This is a genomic window from Flavobacterium sp., from assembly GCF_040382755.1.
In the GTDB taxonomy this organism is placed as follows: domain Bacteria; phylum Bacteroidota; class Bacteroidia; order Flavobacteriales; family Flavobacteriaceae; genus Flavobacterium.
Map to the genome: position 1 here is coordinate 1 of NZ_JBEIET010000028.1, position 22,080 is coordinate 22,080.

22 protein-coding genes and 1 tRNA gene are annotated in these 22,080 nt (G+C 30.9%); 13 read left to right on the plus strand and 10 right to left on the minus strand.

The genetic code is table 11. The features are described 5' to 3' along the window. From ABWO04_RS04505 to ABWO04_RS04530, 6 genes are all read left to right on the plus strand, one after another. Positions 1–577: DUF4369 domain-containing protein (locus ABWO04_RS04505; RefSeq protein WP_353077714.1), on the plus strand; the 577-nt coding region annotated here is incomplete at its 5' end. Next, positions 544–990, plus strand: a complete 447-nt coding sequence (locus tag ABWO04_RS04510; RefSeq protein ID WP_353077751.1) for a TlpA family protein disulfide reductase — start codon at positions 544–546, stop codon at positions 988–990. The genes ABWO04_RS04505 and ABWO04_RS04510, both read left to right, overlap by 34 nt. Positions 991–1,138: 148 nt before the next feature. Continuing rightward, positions 1,139–1,219: transfer RNA gene (locus tag ABWO04_RS04515), tRNA-Tyr, on the plus strand. 115 nt (positions 1,220–1,334) lie between these two features. Beyond that, positions 1,335–2,507 (plus strand): CapA family protein, encoded by a 1,173-nt coding sequence (locus tag ABWO04_RS04520; RefSeq protein WP_353077716.1) that lies wholly within the window; start codon positions 1,335–1,337, stop codon positions 2,505–2,507. Positions 2,508–2,788: 281 nt separating this feature from the next. Beyond that, a complete protein-coding gene (locus ABWO04_RS04525) occupies positions 2,789–3,250 on the plus strand; it encodes a hypothetical protein (protein ID WP_353077718.1) in 462 nt (153 codons plus the stop codon). 147 nt (positions 3,251–3,397) lie between these two features. After that, positions 3,398–4,447 (plus strand): hypothetical protein, encoded by a 1,050-nt coding sequence (locus ABWO04_RS04530; RefSeq protein WP_353077721.1) that lies wholly within the window; start codon positions 3,398–3,400, stop codon positions 4,445–4,447. Between the two features lie 234 nt (positions 4,448–4,681). Here the strand turns inward: ABWO04_RS04530 and ABWO04_RS04535 are convergent, their stop codons facing one another. Together ABWO04_RS04535 and ABWO04_RS04540 are read right to left on the minus strand one after the other, a co-directional pair. Then, on the minus strand, positions 4,682–5,377 hold the full coding sequence (locus ABWO04_RS04535; protein WP_353077723.1) for an SIMPL domain-containing protein: 696 nt from the start codon (positions 5,375–5,377) through the stop codon (positions 4,682–4,684). A 137-nt stretch (positions 5,378–5,514) separates the two neighbouring features. After that, positions 5,515–6,153, minus strand: coding sequence for a rhomboid family intramembrane serine protease (locus ABWO04_RS04540; protein WP_353077724.1), 639 nt, complete (start codon positions 6,151–6,153; stop codon positions 5,515–5,517). 119 nt (positions 6,154–6,272) lie between these two features. On the opposite strand from ABWO04_RS04540, the gene ABWO04_RS04545 reads away from it, so the two are divergent. Then, positions 6,273–7,145: a lysophospholipid acyltransferase family protein gene (locus ABWO04_RS04545; RefSeq protein ID WP_353077725.1), complete on the plus strand. Its 873-nt coding sequence runs from the start codon at positions 6,273–6,275 to the stop codon at positions 7,143–7,145. 159 nt (positions 7,146–7,304) lie between these two features. Here ABWO04_RS04545 and ABWO04_RS04550 read toward each other — a convergent pair whose 3' ends face one another. Continuing rightward, a complete protein-coding gene (locus ABWO04_RS04550) occupies positions 7,305–8,789 on the minus strand; it encodes an aminotransferase class V-fold PLP-dependent enzyme (protein WP_353077726.1) in 1,485 nt (494 codons plus the stop codon). A gap of 84 nt (positions 8,790–8,873) precedes the next feature. Between ABWO04_RS04550 and ABWO04_RS04555 the strand changes: the two genes are divergently transcribed. Continuing rightward, a complete protein-coding gene (locus ABWO04_RS04555; RefSeq protein WP_353077728.1) occupies positions 8,874–10,439 on the plus strand; it encodes a protein adenylyltransferase SelO in 1,566 nt (521 codons plus the stop codon). Between the two features lie 82 nt (positions 10,440–10,521). Here the strand turns inward: ABWO04_RS04555 and ABWO04_RS04560 are convergent, their stop codons facing one another. From ABWO04_RS04560 to hisS, 3 genes are all read right to left on the minus strand, one after another. After that, a complete protein-coding gene (locus ABWO04_RS04560; protein WP_353077730.1) occupies positions 10,522–10,752 on the minus strand; it encodes a DUF8828 family protein in 231 nt (76 codons plus the stop codon). 92 nt (positions 10,753–10,844) lie between these two features. Then, on the minus strand, positions 10,845–12,203 hold the full coding sequence (locus ABWO04_RS04565) for an MATE family efflux transporter (protein WP_353077732.1): 1,359 nt from the start codon (positions 12,201–12,203) through the stop codon (positions 10,845–10,847). 265 nt (positions 12,204–12,468) lie between these two features. Further along, positions 12,469–13,839 (minus strand): histidine--tRNA ligase, encoded by a 1,371-nt coding sequence (gene hisS, locus ABWO04_RS04570; protein ID WP_353077734.1) that lies wholly within the window; start codon positions 13,837–13,839, stop codon positions 12,469–12,471. A gap of 298 nt (positions 13,840–14,137) precedes the next feature. On the opposite strand from hisS, the gene ABWO04_RS04575 reads away from it, so the two are divergent. Next, positions 14,138–15,379, plus strand: coding sequence for an ABC transporter permease (locus ABWO04_RS04575; RefSeq protein ID WP_353077736.1), 1,242 nt, complete (start codon positions 14,138–14,140; stop codon positions 15,377–15,379). A 77-nt stretch (positions 15,380–15,456) separates the two neighbouring features. Here the strand turns inward: ABWO04_RS04575 and prmC are convergent, their stop codons facing one another. Together prmC and ABWO04_RS04585 are read right to left on the minus strand one after the other, a co-directional pair. After that, positions 15,457–16,368 (minus strand): peptide chain release factor N(5)-glutamine methyltransferase, encoded by a 912-nt coding sequence (prmC, locus tag ABWO04_RS04580; RefSeq protein WP_353077738.1) that lies wholly within the window; start codon positions 16,366–16,368, stop codon positions 15,457–15,459. An 80-nt stretch (positions 16,369–16,448) separates the two neighbouring features. Further along, positions 16,449–16,931: a GNAT family N-acetyltransferase gene (locus tag ABWO04_RS04585; RefSeq protein ID WP_353077740.1), complete on the minus strand. Its 483-nt coding sequence runs from the start codon at positions 16,929–16,931 to the stop codon at positions 16,449–16,451. A gap of 37 nt (positions 16,932–16,968) precedes the next feature. On the opposite strand from ABWO04_RS04585, the gene ribD reads away from it, so the two are divergent. Genes ribD through ABWO04_RS04600 form a run of 3 tightly spaced genes read left to right on the plus strand, consistent with a single transcriptional unit; the run spans position 16,969 to position 19,227 of the window. Then, positions 16,969–18,012, plus strand: coding sequence for a bifunctional diaminohydroxyphosphoribosylaminopyrimidine deaminase/5-amino-6-(5-phosphoribosylamino)uracil reductase RibD (ribD, locus tag ABWO04_RS04590; protein ID WP_353077742.1), 1,044 nt, complete (start codon positions 16,969–16,971; stop codon positions 18,010–18,012). After that, positions 18,005–18,607 carry an HAD family hydrolase gene (locus ABWO04_RS04595; RefSeq protein WP_353077744.1) on the plus strand — a complete coding sequence of 201 codons (603 nt, stop codon included), beginning with the start codon at positions 18,005–18,007 and terminating at the stop codon, positions 18,605–18,607. The genes ribD and ABWO04_RS04595 overlap by 8 nt, the downstream gene beginning before the upstream one ends. Positions 18,608–18,609: 2 nt before the next feature. Further along, positions 18,610–19,227, plus strand: a complete 618-nt coding sequence (locus tag ABWO04_RS04600; RefSeq protein WP_353077746.1) for an IMPACT family protein — start codon at positions 18,610–18,612, stop codon at positions 19,225–19,227. A 3-nt stretch (positions 19,228–19,230) separates the two neighbouring features. Here ABWO04_RS04600 and ABWO04_RS04605 read toward each other — a convergent pair whose 3' ends face one another. Both ABWO04_RS04605 and ABWO04_RS04610 read right to left on the minus strand, forming a co-directional pair. Further along, positions 19,231–19,896: a class I SAM-dependent methyltransferase gene (locus tag ABWO04_RS04605; RefSeq protein WP_353077747.1), complete on the minus strand. Its 666-nt coding sequence runs from the start codon at positions 19,894–19,896 to the stop codon at positions 19,231–19,233. A gap of 89 nt (positions 19,897–19,985) precedes the next feature. Beyond that, on the minus strand, positions 19,986–20,390 hold the full coding sequence (locus ABWO04_RS04610) for an acyl-CoA thioesterase (protein WP_353077749.1): 405 nt from the start codon (positions 20,388–20,390) through the stop codon (positions 19,986–19,988). 226 nt (positions 20,391–20,616) lie between these two features. Between ABWO04_RS04610 and dnaA the strand changes: the two genes are divergently transcribed. After that, complete coding sequence (dnaA, locus tag ABWO04_RS04615) at positions 20,617–22,047, plus strand: chromosomal replication initiator protein DnaA (protein WP_353077753.1); 1,431 nt, start codon at positions 20,617–20,619, stop codon at positions 22,045–22,047. Positions 22,048–22,080 lie beyond the last annotated feature (33 nt).

Below are 22,080 nucleotides of genomic sequence, written 5' to 3' on the forward strand. Positions count from 1 at the left end.
AAAATTTGAATTTGAAGGAAAAAGCGAACTTCCAGAAATAGGTATTGTAAGTATTGAAGGTGTAATTGATCCACAATATCAATCTAAAAAAGCACTACCTTTTATTATTGAAAGTGGTACGATAGCAATTGCTTTTGACATCAAAGACATTCAAAAATCAAAAATATCTGGAACAACTGATAATGATTTGTTTCAAAAATATACAGATGAATCGGTACTTATTAACAAACCGATTATGGATTTTCAGAAGAACAACAATGAAGCCATGAAAAAAGCTATGGAAACCAATGATGTAGCTGTTCAGACCCAACTAAATCAAGAATATGGCAAATTAGCGCAATCTATTTCTGCTAAGATGGATGCGAAATCTAAAGATTTTATGAAAAACAATCCAAGTTCTATACTTTCGATGTTATTTTTAGAAAATTATGTTAGTAGAGGAATGATGCAAGGAAAAGATGCGAAAGAAGCATTTGATAAATTAGACAAAAAATTACACGGAACAAAAAGCGGTAAAAATGTAAAAAAAGCATTAGACGCGCAATTAAAAGCCGCTGCTCCAGAAAAAAAAAAGTAACGAAAGCTCCTGATTTTTCATCAAAAACGACAGATGGCAAAACCTTTTCGTTAAAAGAATCGTTAGGAAAAGTTACTATTATTGATTTTTGGGCTTCTTGGTGCGGACCTTGCCGAGCAGAAAATCCAAATGTAGTTGGCATTTATAATGAATTACACAGTAAAGGTTTAAATATTATTGGTGTTTCATTAGATGAAGACGCTGCAAAATGGAAAGCTGCTATTGCAAAAGACAAATTAACGTGGACTCAGGTTTCTAATTTAAAAGGTTGGGAAGATCCTATTGCAATGGCATATGAAGTTGATGGCATTCCAGCCACATTTATTTTAGATGCAAAAGGAAATATTATAGCTAAAAACCTTAGAGGCGAAGAATTAAAAGCTAAAGTAAAAGAAATATTAGGTATAAAATAATAAATAATTATCCCATTTTATTTGAAAGAATTAAATGGGATTTTTTTATGTTTTTAGTTTTCAGAAGGTTATAAAATAATTTACATATTACCCAAAAATAAGTTTGCAACAATAAAAAACAATTATATATTTGCAATCGAAATGGCCTGGGGAGATACTCAAGCGGCCAACGAGGGCAGACTGTAAATCTGCTGTGAAAACTTCGCAGGTTCGAATCCTGCTCTCCCCACAAAAGCACTTCTAACGAGGTGCTTTTTTGTTTTGTAAAAACTTGAAAATAAGCTCAAAAGCAATGATGTATTAGATTTTTCTTATCTTTACAAAAAAGTAAACTCATAACACAAATGAAATCTATTTATTTGATATTTTTAGGATTAATTACCAGTTTTACCTTGCTTATTGGCTGCAAATATAATTTGCTGGATTCTAGTAAATCATCTGAAACTACATTAGAAACGCGAGCCTTATCCACTTCAAAGTTGGACAAGGAAAAACAAACCAACCTTACTAAAAAAGATAGTACAAAAACTTCCTCTGAAACCGTAACAATAATTGGTGTTGGCGATATGATGTTAGGTACTAATTTTCCGAATACTAGCTATTTACCACCCAATGATGGAAAAGATATTTTACAACCTGTAAAAGCCATTATTAGTAGTGCTGATGTATCATTTGGAAATTTAGAAGGCGTATTACTTTCTGGCGAAGGTGACGTAAAAAAATGTGACAATCCAGCGGTTTGTTATGCCTTTAAAATGCCCGACCACTATGCAAATTATTTTGCCGAAGCAGGTTTTAATTTACTAAGTGTTGCAAATAATCATGTGCGCGATTTTGGTGCAATAGGAACTAAAAACACTACCTCAATTTTAAATAAATTAGGAATCCCTCATGCCGGTTTAGAAGCCTGTCCTTATACCACTTTTGAAAAAGGAGGCGTAAAGTATGGCTTTGCAGCATTTGCACCGAATAATGGGACGATTAAAATAAATGATTACGAGAATGCTCGAAAAATAATTTCACATTTAAACAGCGTTTGTGATATTGTTATTGTTTCTTTTCATGGAGGTGCTGAAGGAGCTACAAAAAAACATATAACTCGAGAAACCGAGCTATTTTTAGGAGAAAACAGAGGCAACCCGTATGAATTTTCCAGAATGGCAATTGATGCTGGAGCCGATGTTGTATTTGGTCACGGGCCTCACGTAACGCGTGCTATTGATTTATACAAAGACCGATTTATAGCCTATAGTTTAGGAAATTTTGCTACATATGGACGATTTAATTTATCTGGTGCTAATGGTATTGCGCCAATAGTAGCATTACAACTAACTACGGATGGGAAATTTATTTCTGGCAAAATATATTCTACCAAACAAATTGGTGAAGGAGGTCCTTTACTAGATGAAGAACAGGCTGCCTTAAAAGAAATAAAAGAACTTACAAAAGCCGATATTCCGGAAAGTACTTTAAATATAGCCGAAAACGGGAGTATTACAAAAGTAAAGAATCCGTAAATTACAGTGCAAGAAAATAGTAATACACTTAAAAACCAAAAACATCTCACATACACTATCCATACACTATCCATACACTATCTATGGAGTATCTATACACCATCTATGAAGTAACTCTGTTTTATTAAGAGAAATTTTGCGATTGAAACACACTTATTTTTGAGGTAGTAGCATTCAACAAATTAAAATCCCCTTTGAAGATTTGTAAGAAAATAGTATTATATTTGAATTAAATAAAAAGCGAAACAAAACATTCGTATATATACAAGTTACCAGCTATTATGAGAAAAACCCTATTCACGATAATATTTTCTATTGGACTTTGTAGCCAGATTTTTGGACAAAATGGAATTTATGTTGATACTTTTACTATTTCAGTAAGGCCTATCAAACCGGATACTGAAATTAAGCTATGTGTAGATTCAGAAGTGTACGGTCGAATTAGAGAATTTGAAGTCGTTGAAATTTCAGATCAAGCAATTTTTGGAAAAAAAATTTACGCCATAGAATCTTGTAGAGAATTTATCGAATGGCCTAGTGCGAATAAAAATAATAATGTAAAGAAATTATATAACAGAGATGTTTTTAAACTTGTATTAAAATTCCAACGCCCCAAGTATTTAGAAGGAGTTTACATAGAAAATGAAGCACTGCTAAAAAACAATGTTGGCAGTCAGGAATTTTATATTGAAGATCTTTATGAACTTTACTTGTCATATGGCAAAATTGAAATTAGACGATAATCACAGGCGTTAAAAGGCGTTTGGCAAGATTGCGAATTTTGTGGTGAATTCACGTTTATTTCTCGCAAGAAATTTTATCTTTGATAGAAAATAATCGGTTCCGAAGTTCGCAGCCTCTCCAAGCGCCGGAACGTTACCATCAATTTTATGAGAAAAAATCCGATATATTCATTTAGCCTAATTGTTTTTCCTGTAATAGGTTTATTAGTATATTTTTTATTCGGATTTTGGGGAATCGGTGTTTTAATTTGGCTTTGGGGAATTTATCTAATTATGTTACTTACAAGTTTCATAATGAAAAAAGCGGAAATAAGTAATCGAAAACAAATAGAATGGATTTTAATCGGGATTTATATTGTCTTTCATAGTCTCTATTACGTAAATTTCAATGTTGGAACTGAAATTTATTTACCAAATCAAAACAAACCATTTGTAGGTAATAACGAAAATTTTATAATTATTTTCAACGTAAAAGGTGAAAAGGAACTACCGAATAATTTTTTCACAAATAATAAAATTTATGTCCCGAAAAATGGAATTGTTTTAACTTCTTCAAACGAAAACGACTACAAACAAAAATATTCATTTGACAATAAGATAATAATGGAGAATTTTGCAACTAGCAATTTTGAAACTTGTAATTGTTATGGAAAAGAAAATTATAAGTTTGAATATTTAACTGGTTCAGTAAATATTAAAGGGAATGTTGATTATAGTTTTAGAGACTTGAAAACAGAAGAAATTTGTAAATTACTTGAAAATCAAAAAATTCATAATAATTTACAAAATGGTTATGAAAATAAAAAAAGTTATCTTGAGCAAACAGAAGTTGTTATTAATAATCAAAACTTAACTGAAATACCAAAAGGACTTTTGGAACTTAAAAATTTAGAAAGCATAAATATTCACACAAATTCTTTCAATAAATTCCCTAAAGACATTTTCAACTTTCCAAAACTCAAAGACTTGACAATAGGATTTAATGGGATTGACTCAATACCAAAAAGAATTAGTGAAATGCATAATCTTGAATATCTTGCAGTAAATGGAAATAACATAAAAGATTTGCCAAATGAAATTTTTGAACTTCCTAAATTGAAATATTTACATATTAGAGAAAATAAATTCAACAACGAAAAATTGAAAAGTATAATCGAAAAATGTAAAAAAAGAGGAATAGAATTAAACTATGAATAAAAAAAACTGCTGGTAACAGGCGTTTGGCAAGATTGCGAATTTTGTAGTAAATTCACGTTTATGTTTCGCAAGAAATTTTATATTTGATAGAAAATAATCAGTTCCGAAGCTCGCAACCTCGCCAAGCGCCGGAACGTTATAAAACCTTTAAAAAGCTGTTTATGGCTACTCGCCATTCTTAGATTATAAAAAGCCAGAAGTATATTCTGGCTTTTCTATTTTATGTCAAGTTGTTTATTCTAAAACAAAGGAAACTGAAACGTTGGATACAATTTCAATTTCACCAATAGCCAATATTTCTCTTGGCTGTTTCGTTTCTACATCAGTCAAATAACTCTTTTCTAAAAAAACAGGTTGAGGATAACTCGTTTGTGAATTGTCAGAAATTGTAATGGCTTTTCCAACTTTCTGTCCTGGTAACACTGAAACGTAATCTTCTGCTTTTTTCTTAGCGTTTAAAATGGCTTTTTTTCTTGCTTCGGATTCAAGCTGTTCCATTTTTGAAGATTTAAATTCTACACCATTTATTACATTTATGCCTGTTTCCATTACATCCATCATAAACGCATTGTATTTAGAAATGTCTTTTAAGGTAACCGAAATAGTTTGATTGGCTTGATACGAATGTTTCTTTTTTTCGTAATCATAATTTTTGTACAAACTCAATTGCGTGGTTTGATAATCTGTTACCGGAATTCCAATTTTTTTGATGTAAGCAATGACTTTATCAATCGTAACATCATTTAATTGTTTGACTTCTTTAGGATCTTTTCCGTTATTCTGAACACCCAATTGAATTACTGCAATGTCAGGCGTTACTAAAATTTTTCCTTCACCAGAAATAGAAATTTGTGGCGTAAATTTGGATTGTTCTTGACTCATTCCTACCATAGAAATGAATCCTGTAAGTAGTAAAATAACTTTTTTCATATGTAAATATTTATTTTTTTTAAGGTCATATGGTATCGCTTTATTTTCATTGCTGTTTGCATGCAAACGAGTTTGTCTATGGCGATTTCATAAATGATATATTTAGGATAGTATCTTGAAATCAAATAGTATGCCAATTATATTTTTTTTGTTTTTACTAAATACATTAAAATCGCAATTGGGATTAACAAAATCCCAATAAAAATTAATCGGGATTGAAACAAACTTGGTACTAAAAGTAATGTAATTAGTAAACCACCAATTGCACCACCTAAATGTGCGGTATGCCCAATATTATCATTTCTCCCTTTCATACCATAAACGGAATATCCCAAATACAGAAAAGCAAAAATATATCCTGGTATCGGGATGGCAAAAAACATTCTTAACTCAATTTCTGGATACAATAAAATGGCGCAATAAATAATTCCTGTAACCGCACCCGAAGCCCCAATTGCAGAATAATAGGGTTCGTTTTTATGTATATAGTAGGTTAATACACTACCAATTAACATACTTCCAAAATAAATAAGTAGAAAATTTGTGGTACTAAATTCTTGAGTTAAAAAATTAGCAAAACTCCAAAAACTAAACATGTTAAATGCAAAATGAAACCAATCGGCATGTAAAAAACCGGATGTAATCATACGAAATTGTTCGCCTGATTTAATTTTTGAAATATTGAATTTAAAACGATCAAAAAAAGCAACATTGGACAAACCCATAAACGTAGCCAAAGCTGTAATAACAATAATAATGGTTGAAATAGAATACATATCTAATAATTTAATGAAGCTAAAGGTACTATAAATATTGAAAAATCAATACCAAAAACATATTTTGCCATAATTTTCTAAGAAAAAACAAAACATGTATATTTGTAAAAAAAACATTCATGCAATTTCTATTATATCTTATCATCTACCCTTTCATTTGGATAATCTCTATACTACCTTTTCCTGTATTGTACTTATTATCTGACTGTGTGTACTTTCTTGTTTATCGCATTTTTAAATATAGAAAAAGAGTGGTACGTGGTAATATAGCCTTAGCACTTCCGCATCTATCTGAAAAAGAAAGAACGGATATTGAGAAAAAATTCTACGCCCACCTGTGCGATTTGTTTCTTGAAATGATAAAAACATTATCTATTAAAAAAAAGGAAATTGAAAAACGCTATACCTTTTCAAATATGGAAGTGTATTATGAATTAGAAAAAAAAGAAAAAAGTATTGCTTTGTTATGTGCGCATTATGCAAGTTACGAATGGGCCGTTTCTATGAATTATCATATTCATTTTATGGGTTATGGCGTGTATAAAAAATTAGCCAATCCGTATTTTGATAAATTAGTTCGTCAAATTCGTTCTAAATTTAAAAGTAATTTAATCGATAGTAAAGAAACCATTCCTACGATGGCTACTAATTTTAGAAATAAAAATTATAGTTTATATGGTTTGGTTAGTGACCAATCGCCAAAATTAAGTACTACACACCATTGGGAAAAATTTATGGGAATCGAAGTTCCTGTGCATACCGGTGGCGAAATGTTAGCCAAAAAATACGATATGAATGTGATTTTCTTAAAAACTAAAAAACTAAAACGCGGGTATTACGAAGCAAGTTTTGAAGTACTTTCCGATGGCAACACAAAAAATTTTCCAAATTACGAAATCACCGATAATTTCCTAAAATTAGTTGAACAACAAATTTATGACGCACCAGAATTTTACTTGTGGACGCATAAACGTTGGAAGCATATGAGGTGATTTGGGTTAAAGGTGAAGGGTTAAAGGAAAAAGTAAAAAGTAACAAAGTAAAAAGTAACAAAGTAACAAAGTAGTAAAGTAAAAACTAAGCCTGTCAATGTTTTCTTTATTTAGCTAAGCTGCTCAAACTATTTTATATTTTCCTATGTTCCTCTGTGTTTAAAGAAACCAACTTTTTACCATAGCTACTTCTGGCTTAGTATCGTCTTTATGATTGAAATCGTTTTTTATAGGATTATAAATATAATCTTCTTGCCAAGAGGTGAAGTTTTCAGCTACATCAATAATCGCATCACAAACCAATTGAATTTCTTCTGACGTAGTTGTAGGATGAATTGACATTCTAATCCAACCTGGTTTGTTGGTTAAATCGCCTTTATTTATACTGCAAGTGATTGAATTTGAGGTTTCTTGGTTTACATTTAACAAATAATGTCCGTATGTTCCAGCACAACTACAACCACCACGAACTTGAATTCCGAATTTATCATTTAATAATTTTACCCCTAAATTAAAGTGTAAATCGGTAATGTAAAATGAAATTACTCCTAACCTATCCGTGTGTTCTGATGCTAAAATATGTATGTTTTCAATTGGTGCTAATCGTTCAAAAATATAATCAACCAATTCGTGTTCTCTTTCTAAAATAGATTGCACACCCATTTTTTCTTTCAACTGAATCGCAAGCGCGGTTTTTATCACTTGTAAAAAACCAGGTGTTCCACCGTCTTCTCTATCTTCAATATTGTCAATATATTGGTGTTCGCCCCAAGGGTTTGTCCAAGAAACTGTTCCACCACCAGGACAATCTGGAATGTTATTTTTATACAATTCTTTGTTAAAAATCATCACACCACAAGAACCAGGTCCGCCTAAAAATTTATGTGGCGAAAAGAAAATCGCATCTAAATACGCTTCTTTATCTTCTGGATGCATATTAATTTCCACGTAAGGTCCTGAACAGGCAAAATCAACAAAGCAAACACCGTTATTTTGATGCATAATTTTTGCTACTTCGTGATATGGTGTTCGAATTCCTGTTACGTTTGAACAAGAAGTTATAGATGCAATTTTAAAACTTCTATCCTTATATTCATACACTAATTTTGTGAAATTATCTATAGAAAACAAGCCATTTTCATCTGCTGGAATCACTACCACATCGGCAATAGTTTCTAACCAAGATGTTTGATTAGAATGATGTTCCATGTGCGATATAAACACAATTGGCTTAATTTCATTAGGAATGGTAGTATATTCTTTTAAATTTTCTGGAATTCGCAATCCTAAAATACGTTGTAATTTATTTACTACACCCGTCATTCCAGTTCCGTCTGTAATTAGAACATCATTATCTGTAGCGTTTACATGATGCTTAATAATGTGACGTGCTTCATGATATGCCATCGTCATTGCTGTTCCAGTTATTGATGTTTCGGTATGCGTATTGGCTACAAAAGGTCCAAAAGTATCCATTAGTTTTTCTTCAATTGGTCGGAACAATCTTCCGCTTGCCGTCCAATCTGTATATATAATGTTTTGTTCACCAAAAGGCGAAACAAACGATTGATTAATACCGATAATATCTTTTCTAAACTGCTGAAAATAAAGTTCTAACTTAGATTTTATAGCTATAGCATTCATGTTATGAAATTTGACACAAATATACATTTTAATAGACAATATTTAAAAATTTTATTCTGTAACTTTGTGAATTATTTAAAGCTAATGTCTATTCAATTTCTACATAAATTCAATACAAATTTACCTTCAGATCCAATTGAAGAAAACTATACGCGTCAAGTAAATAATGCTGCTTTTTCGTATGTAACACCAAAAATACCAAGTCGCCCAAAATTGATTCATCTTTCCAAAGAAGTTCAGAATTTAATTGGTTTTTCGGATGATTTTGTTGCTTCAGAGGCGTTTTTAAATTTAATTTCTGGTGCCGAAATTATAGGAAACGCTAAACCGTTTGCTATGAACTATGCTGGTCATCAATTTGGGAATTGGGCAGGACAATTGGGCGATGGTAGAGCTATTGTTTTAGGTGAAATTGAATACAACAAACAACTCTTTACGTTACAATTAAAAGGAGCAGGTCCTACTCCCTACTCCAGACGAGCTGATGGTTTGGCAGTGTTGCGGTCTTCTATTCGTGAACATTTATGCAGCGAAGCTATGTTTCATTTGGGTGTTCCAACAACACGTTCTTTATCTTTAGTTTCCTCTGGTGACGAAGTGGTTCGAGATGTCATGTACGATGGAAATGCAGCATTAGAAAAAGGGGCAATTGTTTGCAGAATAGCACCAAGTTTTATTCGTTTTGGAAGTTTTGAATTGTTTGCCTCACAAAATGACATTCCGAATTTAAAATTACTTGCCGATTATACGATTACAACTTACTATCCTGAAATTAATACAGCGGGAAAAGAAAAATACATTGCATTTTTTAAAATTGTTGCCAAAAAAACAAGAGAATTACTACTTCATTGGCAACGTGTGGGTTTTGTACATGGTGTAATGAATACCGATAATATGAGTATTCACGGCATCACCATTGATTACGGACCTTACGGATGGCTTGAAGATTACAATCCGAATTGGACACCCAATACAACTGATGCAGCAGGAAAAAGATACCGATTTGGCAACCAATCTAATATTGCTTTATGGAATTTATATCAGTTGGCAAATGCGTTATATCCGCTAATTGAAGAAGCAGCACCTTTGGAAGAAATTCTTAATGATTATGCCAAAAAATACGATGAAGATTTTTTAGAAATGATGATGAAAAAATTGGGTATTACATCCAAAAATGACGAAAACGAAAAGCTGATTCAACAATTGCTATATAATTTAGAACAAACAGAAACTGATTATACGATTTTCTTTAGAAATCTAAATCAGATTGAAAAAACAGATACAAGTGAAGTTTGTGTATCAAAAATTACTGCCGCTTTTTATAAACCTGAAGAGGTTACTGGCATTATTTTAGAAACTTGGCATTTTTGGTTTGCACATTATGTAACCCTTTTAAATAAAGAATTACTTTCAGACCAAGAGCGAAAAACACTTCAAAATTCGGTGAATCCGAAATATGTTTTACGTAATTATATGGCGCAAATGGCGATTGAATTGGCAGAAAAAGAAGATTATTCGTTATTGAATGAATTGTACAAACTTCTTTTGCATCCGTATGATGAACAGCCTGAATTTGAAAAATGGTTTGCAAAAAGACCCGATTGGGCAAGACAAAAAATTGGAAGTTCTATGTTAAGCTGCAGTTCTTAAGTTAGACTTCTTAGATTGTTAGATTTCTTAGATTTTTAAATTATTAGATTAAAAAAAACCGATAGAAAACTATCGGTTTTTTTTATGCTTTTTCGTAACGTTCCATTTCTCGGTCATAAAATTCGCCTGCAAGCGTAATTAAATGCTCCATTTCAGCTTCTAACTCGGTTTGATCTTCTTCTTCAACATCTTCTAAAAATTCAACTGAATCGTCTTTAAGATTGATGAAAAATCTTGGATATTCTAAATGAATAACAAAAATATCATTCGGAAAATCAGTGTTGTCGCCTATTACAAATTTTGGTAATTCCATATTTTAAAATTTTGAATTGTAAATTATAAATTTTGAATTTTGAATTTTCAAAAGTACAAATCTTTTGTCATTCATCTTTTATCTTTTGTCCTTTATCTATGTAATTTTAATAGAAATCTAAATCGGAAATAAAGCATCAATGCAGCAGCTGTTAATCCGGCTAATAAGCCAATCCAAACACCTTCGGCTTTTAAATTTGTGTATAATCCTAAATAAATGGAAATAGGAAAACCTATTATCCAATACGCAATAAAAGTTAAATACATTGGAACTTTTACATCTTGTAAACCACGTAATGCGCCCAAAACCACTACTTGAATTCCGTCTGAAATTTGGAAAAAAGCAGCAATAATTAATAATTTTGAGGATACAGAAAGTACTTCTTTAATTTCAGATGCGTTTAATGCCATTTCTGAATTTACAAAAAACGAAGGGAAAAACTGACTTCCTAACATAAAAACTATTGCAAAAATAATTTCTAAAATAATGGCCATTAAAAAAATAGAATGCGCTACCGTATTTAGTTTTTTATAATCATTTAATCCTTTCTGATTGGCTACCCGAATCATAGCCGTAACACTTAATCCCATCGCAAACATAAAGGTTAGCGAAGCCAAACTTAATGCAATTTGATTGGCTGCCTGACTGGTAGTTCCAATCATACCGCACAACCAAATGGCGCCGGTAAATAAAGCGACCTCAAAAAACATTTGTAAGGAAGAAGGAATACCCAACTTAATGATTTTATCTGAAACGCTTTTTTGAAAAGATTGCCAACCAAAATTCTTAAAAAAGGATTTGAATTTTTCGTTTTTAGAAAGAATATAGTGCATATAAATGACCATAAAAACACGTGCGATTAATGTTCCAATCGCAGAGCCAACAATTCCCATTTTTGGAAACATAAACAATCCAAAAACCAATAAAGCATTAATTACTACATTAATAATATTACCGTAAATTGTAGCATACATAGAATATTTGGTTTCACTCATTCCGTCTGCAAACTGTTTGTATGCTTGAAAAATCACAAGAGGTACCAATGAGAAACCCACAATATCTAAGAAAGGTTTGGCTAATTTTACTACATCTGCTGGTTGGTTCATAAATGACAATAATGGTTTAGCAAAAAGTAATAAAAAGAACAATCCAAAACCTAAAATGGTACATAAAATTAATCCGTTTTGAAAAGCCGTTCTTCCGCCTTCTCTGTCTTTTTTACTATCAAACTCAGCTATAATTGGCGTTATGGCTGTAGAAAATCCAATTCCAATAGACATTCCAATAAACACGAAACTATTTCCTAAAGAAACCGCGGCTAATTCTGTAGAACCCAATTGTCCCACAAAAATATTATCCACTACTCCAACTAACGTATGACCGACCATACCTAAAATAACAGGTAACGCTAAATTGAAATTATATTTGAATTCTTGGAAGTATTTCTTCATTTTGTTTTATTTTACACAGATTTTCACAAATTGGCACAAATTAAAATATGTGTTAATCTATGAAATCTGTGTTTCTATCTAGTAATTTATTTTAATTTTTCTATTAATTGATCTAACAAAACCGTTTCTTGTGCTCCTGAAATCAAATCTTTAATTTTATATTAGTTTTGTTTGAATTCTTTAATGTATTTTACAAAGATTTTCACAAATTGGCACAAATTAAAATCCGTATTAATCTGTGAAATCTGTGTTCCTATCTAATATCTTATTTCAATTTTTCTAATAATTGATCTAACGAAACCGTTTCTTGTGCTCCTGAAATCAAATCTTTAATTTTATATTGATTTTGTTTCATTTCTTCTTCACCAACTAAAACCGCAAATTGAATCCCTTTTTTCTCAGCAAACTGAAATTGTTTTGCCATTTTTGCGGCATCAGGATACATCTCTACCTTAATATTATTTTGTCGTAATTGCGAAATGGCTTTTAATGAAAATAACGTTTCAGCTTCACCAAAATTTATAAATAGCGCTTTTGAAGTTGTAGTTACTGTTTCTGGAAACAATCCTAATTCTTCCAATACCAAATAAATTCGATCCAATCCGAAAGAAATTCCAACCCCACTCATATTTTTTAATCCGAAAATCCCAGTTAAATCATCATAACGACCACCGCCACCAATCGAACCCATAGCAACACCCGTTGGAGCACCTACTTCGTAAATGGCGCCAGTATAGTAATTTAAACCACGAGCTAAAGTAACATCGACGTCTAAATTTGCCGATTGTAAACCTAATTCATTAATAGCATTACAGATGAATTTCAATTCTTCAACACCTTTTAAGCCTTCATTTGAAGAAACTAAAAGTGTAGCTAATTTTTCTATTTTTTCTGGAATGGTTCCTGTAAAATTGAAAAGCGGCTGTACTTTTTCAATGGCTATTTCTGAAATTCCTTTTTCTAGCATTTCTTTTTTTACGCCGTCTTCTCCAATTTTATCTAATTTATCTAAAGCAACCGTGAAATCAATTAATTTATCTGAAGCGCCAATCACCTCTGCAATTCCAGATAATATTTTACGGTTGTTAATTTTAATATGTACACCTTTTAAACCTAAAGCCGTAAAAATGGTATCGTATAATTGTACAAATTCTACTTCTTGCCAAAGCGAATTACTTCCTACTACATCGGCATCGCATTGAAAAAATTCTCTAAAACGTCCTTTTTGTGGTCGGTCTGCACGCCAAACAGGTTGAATTTGATATCTTTTGAAAGGAAACTCTAATTCGTTTTGGTGTTGCACAACATAACGAGCAAAAGGCACGGTTAAGTCATAACGCAACGCTTTTTCAGATATTTGAGTCGTTATTTTTCTACTATTCTTAGCCGTTAAATCTTCATCTGAAACTTTTTCTAAATACTCACCTGAATTCAATATTTTAAAAATCAGTCTATCGCCTTCTTCCCCATATTTCCCCATTAAAGTATCCGAATTTTCAAAAGAAGGGGTTTCAATAGGTTGAAAACCAAACTGGTCAAAATTAGATTTTATAATAGAAAATATATAATTCCGTTTAGCTACTTCTGTAGATGAAAAATCGCGAGTTCCTTTAGGAATACTTGGTTTTGTTGCCATTTTTATGAATGTATATTGAAAAATTGTATAATGTATATCTAATAGAGTACAAATATCTGACTTTTAAATGGATTCGCAAAAATCAATAGCAAAAATCAATGGCAATTATGAATTGTGAATTGTGAATTGTGACAACACTGATTTGAGAAATTTTTATAATTTTTATAATTTATCAAATCTGTGTTCCAAAAAAGTCCAAATCTATTTTCTATATTCTATTTTCTATACTCTATATTCTATTTTCTATATTCTTTTCAAAAATCCTGTAACATTTAAAACAAAATGTAGTCAAATAGTTATGATTGGATTATTTAAAGAAAATACAAAAATTGCTATTGATTCTATTAGAAGTCAAGCGTTACGGACCTTTTTAACAGTGTTTATTATAGTTATTGGGATTACTTTTTTAGTAGGAATTTTAACTTTAACTAAAGCATTAGAAAATAATTTATTTGGGAATTTCGCTTCTATGGGTGCCAATACGTTTTCTATAAGTCAATATGATTTTTCAGAACAAATTAACCGAAATGATGAAGGTCAAAAAATAAATCCAATCATTAGCTATCCGCAAGCAAAAGCCTTTAAAGATAAATTTGAATTTCCTTTTACAGCTACATCGCTTTCATTTACAGCATCAGCGAATGCAGAAGTAAAATTTGACAATAAAAAAACAGATCCAGAAATTACTGTGTTGGGTGCTGATGAAAATTTTATTCCAAATAATGGTTTCGAGTTGGAATCAGGTCGAAACTTCAATTCTTTTGATGTTGATAATAATAATTATGTGTGTATTGTAGGTGCAAATTTCAAAGATGGACTGTTTGAAGGTATCAATCCAATTGACAAAACCATTTCTGTTAGAGGTGCTAAATTTAAAGTAATTGGATTATTGAAAGGAAAAGGAGCTACTTTTGGAAACAATCAAGACTTACGAATTATCGTTCCAATACAAATTGGACGTTCCATTTTTTCGCAACCTAATATAAATTATGATATTGCTGTAAAAATTAACAACAAGCAATTATTAAACGAATCTGTTGATAATGCAACATTAACAATGCGTCGTGTAAGAAAATTAAATCCGGTTGAAAAAGCTAATTTTGGAATCAAAAGAAGTGATGATTTAATTCAGAAATTAGGTCAAAACATTGCGATAATTAACATTGCTGCAGTAGCAATTGGTGCTATTACCATATTTGGATCAACAATAGCCTTGATGAATATTATGTTAGTTTCCGTTTCCGAAAGAACACGAGAAATCGGCATTAGAAAATCGTTAGGAGCGAAAAGAGGTACAATTGCTTGGCAATTTTTTACTGAAACCTTTATTATTAGTCAGATTGGTGGAATTATTGGAATAATTTTAGGATTGTTACTCGGTACATTAATTGCATCTGTTGCCGGTTTTGAGTTTGTTACGCCTTGGGCTGCTATTATTGCAGCATTTGCAACCACGTTTATAGTGACTATTATTTCTGGATTGTATCCTGCAATTAAAGCTTCTAAGTTAGATCCTGTTGAAGCGTTGCGTTATGAATAAATAAACTTCAAAATTCGTTGTTCAGAGTTCTTTTTTCTTAATTTTGAATAACGAATTTTCAATGTTGAATGTTGAAATTATAAACCACAACAAATCATTCTGTCATTACCCATAAAATCTTTACGCAATTCAATATTTTTAAATCCTAATAGCTCTAACAATTCAACGGTTTCTGATCCTAAATATTGATTGATTTCAAAAAATAATTTTCCGTTTGGCGCTAAGCTTTTCAATGCCAATTGAGCTATTTTTCTATAAAATAATAACGCGTCAGAATCATCCACGAACAATGCTAAATGCGGTTCGTAATCTAACACATTCTTCTTGATTTCTTGTTTTTCTATATTTCGAACATATGGTGGATTGGAAACTATTATATCAAAAAATAAAGGTTGAGAGGTTGAGATGTTGAGATGTTGAGATGTTAAAATATCTTGATGAATAAAATTTACTTCCACTTGATTATCTGAAGCATTTTTTCGAGCAATTTCTAATGCTTTTTCTGAAATATCAATTGCTGAAACTTGGGCATTTGGAATTTCTTTTTTTAACGCAATTGGAATACAACCCGAACCTGTCCCTATATCTAGAATTGTTAGATTGTTAGATTTTTGGATTTTTAGATTTTCAACTTTCGACTTTTGACTTTCGACTTTTGACTTTTGACTTTCAACAATCCACTCTACTAATTCTTCCGTTTCTGGTCTTGGAATCAAGGTGTTTTCATTGACTTCAAATCGTAAGCCATAAAACCAGGCTTCACCAGTTATATATTGAATGGGTTTTTCGGTTTTTAGTTCTGAAATTATGGTTTTCCATTTTTCTAAATCTGTCTCAGAAACTTCAAAATCAGGGTGAAGTGAAACATCAATTCTTTTTAAATTGTGCAGAAATTCCGTCAAAATAAAAAAGAAACTTTCTATTTCCGAATCTTCCTGAATGGTTTGCAATTCAGAGAAAAAATGCGTTTTTAAACTTTTAATATTCATTTTATATTTTTTAAACACCGATTTACACAAATTACCACAAATTAATCGGTGAAAATTTGTGCAAATCTGTGTTAAATATTTTACAAATCTTTAATCATAAACACATCACAAGCATTATGTCCTGTAGCACCCATTGGTCCGTCTATATAAGTAAAGCCTGATTTTACATATAATTTCTGAGCATCTTTCATAAATGGTAAGGTTTCAATGTAGCATTTGTCGTACCCTACTTGTTTGGCAAATGTTAAACATTTTTGCATTAAATCTTTTGCAATTCCTTTTCCGCGAGCTTCTTTTGCTAAATACATTTTTTGTAATTCGCAAATTTTGAATTCGGTTTCCACTAAATTTCCTATTCCACAACCTCCTAAAATAGTTCCATTCATTTCAACAACAAAATAAATTTCGGTGTCATCTTGATACACTTCAAATAAAGTATTTAAATGCGGATCTGCGTAGGCTGTTCCTGCTTTTGGAGCGTCTAATTCTTCAAAGACATTTCGAATCACAGTAGCGATTTTCAAATTGTCTTTTGGCTCAATTTCTCTTATTATGTAATTCATTTGTAAATATAAAATGTAAAAGTACTAAATTTGTAAGATGATTGAGCATGAAATATACATGAAACGCTGTTTGCAATTGGCTAAAAATGGTTTAGGCACTACATATCCTAATCCGTTAGTAGGAAGCGTGATTGTATATAATGGAAAAATAATTGGTGAAGGTTGGCACAAAAAAGCAGGCGAACCACATGCGGAAGTACTTGCAATTAATTCAGTAAAAAACAAAGAATTACTCTCCAAAAGTACCATTTATGTGAGTTTAGAACCGTGTAGTCATTTTGGAAAAACACCTCCGTGTGCTAATTTGATTATTGAACATAAAATTCCGAAAGTAGTAATTGGTTGTATCGATAGTTTTTCAGAAGTTGCCGGAAAAGGTATTGAAAAATTAAAACAAGCGGGCTGCGAAGTTATACTGAACGTTTTAGAAGCAGCATGCTTGAGAATGAATAAGCGATTTTTTACATTTCACAATAAAAAACGACCATATATTATTCTAAAATGGGCAGAAACGGCAGATGGATTTATTGCGCCATTTTTACCCAATTCAAATACCTCTTTTGCTATCTCAAACAACTATTCCAGGCAATTGGTGCACAAATATCGTACAGAAGAACAAGCCATTTTAGTTGGAACAACAACTGTTTTAAATGACAATCCAAGTTTAGATGCTAGAGATTGGTTTGGACAGCATCCCACTCGAATTATTATTGATAAATCTAATAAAATTCCGGATGGATTTAATGTAAAAAATAAAAAAAATCCGACAATAATTTTTACAGAACAAGAAAATTGTGTACATTCGATAAATATCGCTTATGAATGTATACAGTTTGATACTCATTTGATTTCTAATATCTTAACTCATTTATTTGAAAAAAATATTCAATCTGTTATTATAGAAGGCGGCACATTAACTTTGCAACAATTTATAGATAACCATTTATGGGATGAAGCAAGGGTTTTTATAGCAGAGACTAAAATTACAGAAGGTGTTAAAAGCCCTAAATTTAATTTTATACCTGAAAAAACTATAAAAATTAAAAACAACCAACTTAAAACATACTTAAATTATGATTGAAGCCATTATTTTTGATTTAGGAGATGTATTTTTAAATTTGAATCATCAAGCCAGTGTTGATGCGTTTAAGAAATTAGGTTTAAAGGCTTGGACAGACGATTTAAAAGCAGCAGCTATTTTATTTGAAACCGGTAAAATGGATGAATTGCAATTTATGGAAACCATTCAGAAACACCTACCAAATGCAAATCTTGTAGAAATTAGAGAAGCTTGGAATGCTATTATTGGGGATTTTCCTTTAGAACGTTTGGAGTTTTTAGAAAAACTACAAAACAAGTACGATATATTTTTATTAAGCAATACCAATCCCACACATATTGATAAATTTGAGCATCGAGTAGGATTAACCTTTGCGAGAGAATTTTATGCTCATTTTAATAAAATTTATTTTTCCTACGAAATTAAAGAGCGAAAACCAGATGCAGCTGTTTTCAATTTAATTTTAAAGCAAAATAATTTAAATCCAAAAAAGACGCTTTTTGTAGATGATACCGCAGAACATATTGAAGCTGCAAAAGCATTAGGAATAAATACATGGCAAATACGTGTTGGACAAGACGATGTAACCCATTTATTCGATAAAAAAATAGTATAAAATTGCAAGATTCCCAAATTAAAGATACTTATAAAACCATTGAAATTTCGGTTGAAAACATTCTATTTAAAGAAAAAAACAGCAAGTTTTTTGGTTTTGCTTTTCCAGTAACTTCAGAAATTGAAGTAAAAACACATTTAGAAAATTTAAAAGCGGAACATTTTTCGGCACGGCATTGGTGTTATGCTTACCAAATTGGTACAGAAAATATAAAGTTTAGAGCAAATGATGATGGTGAACCAAGCAATTCTGCAGGAATGCCTATTTACGGACAAATTCAATCCTTTGATATCACGAATGTATTAGTAGTGGTAGTTCGTTATTTTGGTGGTGTAAAATTAGGTGTTGGTGGATTAATTTCTGCCTATAAAACTTCGGCTCAACTTACTTTAAATGAAGCAAATATTATTGAGAAAACAATTGATAAACATTTTAAAATTACTTTCGATTATAAAAACATGAATAAAGTCATGCGAATAATTAAAGAAAAAAACATACAAATTATAAATCAAAAGATGGAACTAAATTGCGAAATTGAAATCGCAACGAGAAAAAAAAATGCCAAAGAAATCGTTGACATTTTTACTGCATTATTTGAAATTGAGATTGAAGAACTATAATTTTTATTTTTTACAAATACAATAACACGATAACCCATATATTTTAATTCCAAATTTTTGTATTACTAGAGTAAAAGCAAAATCGAGTTGCAAAATACCAACAAAAAACTTTGATTTAAAAGTAGTACCCTTCCAATTATCAATGGATGCTTTCTTGTTTTTATTAAAGATACTTTCAATCCACCTAACTAATAATAGTGATGAAAAATAATATCCTTTATCTGATATTTGAAATTGATTTTTAGTCAATACCATCTCTAATTGTTTCAAATTATATCTTCTATAATGTCCAAGTAAAACATCGTGATTAGAAAAAACAGATTGAAACGCAGGTACTGCAAATAAGAAATAATTATTCTTAAGAGTTAGATATTGTAAGATTTCATCTTCATTTTCTAAATGTTCCAAAACATCCATACATAAGAAAAGTACGTTTTCTTCGGTAGGAAAAAATTTGAAATAATCTGCAATATTTTGAACATAATGAATTGTGTTTTCTCCATAATTCGTTTTTAATTGCGAGATGATTTCTGGCGTATATGCCGTGTCGATTGTCACATATTCGGATGCTAAATTATGCTTGAAAATTTCATTTATAACATATGCATCACCTCCTCCAATATCTACAATTCGTTTGATAGGGAATTTAATTTCAGAGTCAGATAACAATTTAAAAAGTACCTTTTTCCTTGAAATTTCCCACGGATGCCTTTTGTATTTTTTCTTATCAAATAAGCGTTCAAATTCAGTTAAATCCATTATATTATTTCCTTAATTTTATCTGAAACGTATGTGGGTGGAAGTATTGGTCTACCAGATTTCATATCCACAAAAACTAACATTGAATAGCCAGTTGTTAACAATTGGTTTGATTCATTATAAATTTCGTAGTCAAATTCAATTTTAACTGAGGTTTGACTTTTTAATATAGTTTTCACTCGTAATAAATCATCATAACGTGCCGGTTTTTTATAGTTCATTTCTAATGAAACAACTGGTAACATAACACCATTATCTTCCATCCATTTATAAGAAACACCCAAGTTTCTTAGCCACTCTACTCTACCCATTTCAAAATACTGTGCATAATTTCCGTGATACACCACACCCATTTGATCTGTTTCAGCGTACCTTACTCGTACCGTAAATTCGTATTCTTTCATTATTATTTTATATATTTATGGCTTAAACATTACATGCAATTAATTTAAAAAATAAAAATTCATTTTACATACAACAATATTTTTTAAATTACAATAGCATTTCATTTTTTTTTAAATAAATTTGTTCACATATTTGCTCTCCCAATATAAATCTACTTAAAATTTAAGATTTACTCGTTTTTTTCACATATTAGATTAAAAACTTTTTTAAAAATTACAACACATGATGACTAAAGCAGCAAAATCTGTTTGGAATAATTGCTTGTCCTTCATTAAGGACAACATTCAGGAACAAGCCTATAAAACGTGGTTTGAACCTATCGTAGCAATTAGCCTGTCAGAAGATAATGCTTTACACATTCAAGTTCCAAGTAAATTTTTTTACGAGTGGCTTGAAGAACATTATGTAGTGATTTTAAAAACGGCTTTAACTAAAGAACTTGGAAACCAAGCAAAGCTAGTGTATAAAATTAAAATGGAAAACACTTCTGGCAATAAACTTCCATTTACTGAGCAAATTCCTAGTACATATCGTAGTTCTGTTAAAACACAAGAAATTGATGTGCCTATTGTGAATAAAAATCCGGAATTAAAAAATCCGTTTATTATTCCAGGTATCAGAAATGTTAAAATAGAATCTCAATTAAATGCCAATTATAGTTTTGACAATTTTTTAGAAGGTGATTCTAACCGATTATCAAGAAGTGCTGGTTTAGCAGTTGCAAATAAACCAGGCGGTACATCATTTAACCCTTTATTGATTTTTGGTGGCGTAGGTTTAGGAAAAACACACTTAGCACACGCTATTGGTGTTGAAATTAAAGATAAATTCCCTGAGAAAACCGTTTTATATATTTCTGCTGAAATTTTCACCCAGCAATATATCGAATCTGTTAAGAAAAATACTAGAAATGATTTTATTCACTTCTATCAACTTATTGATGTATTAATTATTGATGATGTTCAGTTTTTATCTGGAAAAGCAGGAACACAAGATGTGTTTTTCCATATTTTCAATTATTTACACCAAAACGGGAAACAAGTTATTTTAACTTCAGACAAAGCACCTGTGGATATGCAAGATATTGAGCAACGCTTATTATCTCGTTTCAAATGGGGATTGTCTGCTGAATTACACCAACCGGATTACGAAACAAGAATTTCTATCTTAAGAAATATCTTATACAGAGATGGTGTTGAAATGCCAGATGAAATTTTAGAATACGTTGCAAAACACATAAAATCAAATGTTAGAGAATTAGAAGGTGCTATTATTTCATTAATTGCGCAGTCTTCATTTAACAAACGTGAGATTAACATAGAATTAGCTAAGCAAGTCGTAGAGAAGTTTGTGAAAAATATCAAACGTGAAATTTCTATTGACTATATCCAAAAAGTGGTTTCCGATTATTTCCAATTAGATACAGAAACTTTAAAATCAAAAACCAGAAAACGTCACATTGTTCAAGCGCGTCAATTAGCTATGTATTTTTCTAAAAAATTCACTAAAGCATCATTGGCAAATATTGGTTCACAAATTGGCGATAGAGACCATGCAACCGTATTACATGCTGTAAAAACAGTTGACAATTTAGTGGCTACCGACAAACAATTTAAAAAGTTTGTGGAAGACATTAACAAAAAGCTGAGTATTTAAAATGCCTACCAAGGTTTTAATGGTTTGTTTGGG